At 75.1% G+C, this 3,487-nt stretch carries 4 protein-coding genes; 1 reads left to right on the top strand and 3 read right to left on the bottom strand.

The features are described 5' to 3' along the window. On the bottom strand, nucleotides 1-624 hold a 624-nt coding region (locus IG88_RS39740), incomplete at its 3' end, for a serine/threonine-protein kinase (protein WP_037837552.1). A 119-nt stretch (nucleotides 625-743) separates the two neighbouring features. Further along, nucleotides 744-1,151: a VOC family protein gene (locus IG88_RS0137500; RefSeq protein WP_031051260.1), complete on the bottom strand. Its 408-nt coding sequence runs from the start codon at nucleotides 1,149-1,151 to the stop codon at nucleotides 744-746. 92 nt (nucleotides 1,152-1,243) lie between these two features. Here IG88_RS0137500 and IG88_RS0137495 point away from each other — a divergent pair, with 92 nt between their 5' ends. After that, nucleotides 1,244-2,269 carry a helix-turn-helix transcriptional regulator gene (locus IG88_RS0137495; RefSeq protein ID WP_031051258.1) on the top strand — a complete coding sequence of 342 codons (1,026 nt, stop codon included), beginning with the start codon at nucleotides 1,244-1,246 and terminating at the stop codon, nucleotides 2,267-2,269. Between the two features lie 106 nt (nucleotides 2,270-2,375). On the opposite strand, the gene IG88_RS0137490 is transcribed toward IG88_RS0137495, so the two are convergent. Then, a partial coding sequence (locus IG88_RS0137490; protein WP_031051256.1) for an RICIN domain-containing protein occupies nucleotides 2,376-3,487 on the bottom strand: 1,112 nt, incomplete at its 5' end.

The following is a 3,487-nucleotide window of genomic DNA, read 5'->3' as shown; positions in this document are numbered from 1 at the left end:
GTCGACGACACCACTGGACGCCCGCTTCCCCGACGCCTGCTCGGGCGACATGTACGCCGGCGTGCCCACCACCATGCCCGTCCGCGTCAACTGGCTCTGGTCGGCCGCCCGCGCCACCCCGAAGTCGATGAGGGTGAGCCCGTCCAGGGTCAGCATCACGTTGGACGGCTTCAGGTCCCGGTGCACCATGTCCAGCGCGTGCACCGCCGCCAGCCCCTTGGCGGCCTCCCGCAGGGCCAGCCACAGCGCCTCGGCGGGCAGCGGACCGTGCAGGTCGACGGCCTCGCGCAGGGTGATGCCGGGCACGTAGGCGGTGGCGAACCACGGCGGCCGGGCCTCCCTGTCCCCGTCGAGCAGCGGCGCGGTGGCGTCGTCGGGGAGCCGGGCCAGGTTGTCCAGCTCATGTCCGAAGCGGCGCAGGAACTCCTTGTCCTCGCCGGCGACCGAGGGCAGGACCTGCTTGACGGCCGCGTACCGGCCCTCGTGGACGCCGAGGTAGACCCGGCCCATGCCGCCGACGCCCAGGCGGCCCAGCAGCGGGATCGGTCCGATCCTGCGCGGGTCGTCGTCCTCCAACGGCTCGGCGCCACTGCCCGTGAGGCCGGATCCGGCTTCCCCGTTCAACTCTCTCCCCGTTCGCCGGCGCCGCGCGCTCCGTGCGGGAGCGGCGGCCACTCATCGGAAGCTACATCTTTAGCACGGCCGCCCCAACTGCTGTCCCGGGTAACGCGGATGAGCGCGCGTCAGCGGGCGACGCCGGCGAACTTCTCGACGGCGGCCGGGGTGACCGGGGTGAAGAAGTTGACCAGGTTGCCGTCGGGATCGCGGACGAGGAGCGCGCGGTTGCCCCAGGGCATGGTCGTGGGTTCCTTCACGAAGTCCTCGACGAACCCGGTCAGATTCCCGTACACGGCGTCCACGTCGTCGACGAGGAACTCGGTGATCACGCTGCGGTTGTCGGCGGGGTGGGCGGAGCCGGGGGCGAACAGCGGCACGGTGCGCGTGCTGCCGATCGCGAGCGTGCCGGAGGGGGTGCGCAGTTCGGCGAAGTCCTCGGTGGCCCAGGTCGCGCGCAGGCCGGTGGCGCGCTCGTAGAAGGCGACGAGGCGGGCGACGTCGTCCGTGATGACGCGGATCGAGACGAGATTCATCGGTTCACTCCTGTTCGGTGCGGTGCCGTCCCTGCTCACGCTAGAAGCAATACCGGTCACTTCCCGGCCGGTATCGGCGGCAGACTTGGGGCATGTCCCGTCCCGTGTCCCGCGTGCTCACCCTGCTCGAACTGCTCCAGACGGGCGGCGTGCGGAGCGTGGCCGAACTCGCCGACCGGCTCGGCGTCGGCGAGCGCACGGTGCGCCGGTACGTCGGCCACCTCGTCGACCTCGACGTCCCCGTGGAGTCGGTGCGCGGCCGCTACGGCGGCTACCGGCTCGCCCCGGGCCACCGCATGCCCCCGCTGATGCTGAGCGACGACGAGGCCCTGGCCGTCCTGCTCGGCCTGGTCGCGGGCCGGCGGACCGGGATCACGGCGGCGGCGGGCACGGCGGGCGAGACGGCGGCGGCGAAGATCCGGCGGGTGCTGCCGGAGCGGCTGCGCCGGCGTCTGGACGCGGTGCTCGGCTCCCTCACCTTCACGACCGAGCCGGACGACTCCGCCGCGCCCGAGGCCGCCGTCCTGCTTCCGGTCGCCGACGCGGTGCGCCATCACCGGCCGCTGTCGGTGCGGTACACCGGCGGCAGCGGCCGGGGCGGCGAACGGACCCTGTACCCGTACGGGCTCGTCGCGCACCGGGGCCGGTGGTACGTGACGGGCAGGGACCTCTCGGTCGCCGCGGACCGCACGTTCCGCCTCGACCGCATCGCCTCCGCGCGGGTGCTGCCGGGCACGTTCGAGCCGCCGCCGGGTCCCGGTCCGGCGGAGCGGGTGCTGACGGCGCTGGCCACCGCTCCCCACCGGCACGCGGTGACGGTACGGGTGCGGGGGACGGCCGAGGAGGTCCGCGCCCTGCTGCCGGGCAGCGTGGCGGTCGTCGCCGCGGAGGCGGGCGGGGGCGGCGCACCGCCCGGCGGCGGGACGGAGCCCTGGTGCCGGGTCGAGATCCGCGCCGAGCGCCTGGACTGGCTGCCGGGGCTGCTCGCGTCGCTGGGCCGCCCGTTCGTCGTGGAGCGGCCGGACGAGCTGCGCCGCCTCGTCGCGGACCTCGCGGCACTGCTCGGAGACGCGGCGCGGCACCGGCCGGAGCCGGGGCCGGGGCCGGGGCCGGGGTGAGCGGCCCGCCCGCGTCCACGGTGACCGGGAGTCCCGCGCGCCCCGCGCGCCCCGCGCTCGACGAGAGACGTCGGCCGAGCGCGGGACGTCCGGGGTCTCCGTCTCCCTAGAGCCGCGTCCAGCGTTGGGCGGCCGTTCCCGGCTCGCAGGACTGGGAGGTGATGTTGCCGCCGAATCCCAGGGCCAGACAACCGTCGTTGAAGACGCTCTTCAGGGTGGATCCGGAACCCGGGACCCACAGCCGTGCCCCGAGGTAGTCGGTGCAGTTCTGGGTGACCACGTTCTGGCCGATCATGTTGGCGCTCAGACAGACGCCGGCCGACTGGCTGACGATCTTCACGGCGCCGTCGGCCCCGTCGCGGAACGTCCAGGCCGCGGACGCGCCCGCGCAGGAACCGAACTGCACCCACCCGCCGGCGCCGACCACCAGGCACTTGCCGTTCTCCCCGTTCTTCAGGGCGTACGTGCCGGAAGAGGGTGTACCGCCGCCTTTGGAACCGCCGCCGGTCGACGTGCCGCCCGACCCGGACGAGTCCCCGGAACCCGACGAGTCCCCGGAGCCGGACGAGTCCCCGGCGCTGCCGGAGTCGCCGGACGAGTCGCCGCCGGAGCCCGCGTGCCCGGAGCCCCCGTTCTGCGTGGTGCCCGTGCCCCCGGCCCGGTCCGCTCCCCCGGCGCCGTCGCCCTTGCCGCCGCCCGCCCCGGCGCCCTTGTTGTCCTCCTTGCCCTTGCCGGTGTCCTGGTCCGTCCCGCTCTTCGACGGTGACGGGCTCGGGGACGGCCGGCCGGATGCCGAGGACGACGCCGAGGGCGATCCCGTCGGGCCCGGGGCCGCCGAGGCGGACGGGGACGGGGCGGTGCCCGCCTCGGCCTTGTCGGGGCCGGAGGCGTACGGCAGGAGCTGGAAGGCGAGGGTCGCGCTCGTCGCCACCACGATCGGGACGACGCCGAGGAAGACGCGGTTACGACGCCGGCGGCCACGCCGTTCGGGCGCCGGGCCGCCCGTCACGGCCGGCTCGGGTGCGGGGTCGGGCAGGTCCGCCGCCTGCGGCACCGTACGGGCGAAGGCGGCGCGTCGGGCCAGCAGTGCGGTGATGCCGTCCGGCCACAGCGGGGACCCGTACGGGCCGTGCCGCTCGGCGGCGTCCAGCAGTTCGGCGGCGGTCGGGCGGCCCTCGTGGTCCTTGTCCAGGCAGGACGCGACCACACCCGCGAGTT

The organism is Streptomyces sp. NRRL F-5650 (assembly GCF_000721365.1).
GTDB lineage: Bacteria > Actinomycetota > Actinomycetes > Streptomycetales > Streptomycetaceae > Streptomyces > Streptomyces ardesiacus.
This window is presented reverse-complemented; position numbering and strand designations above follow the sequence as displayed.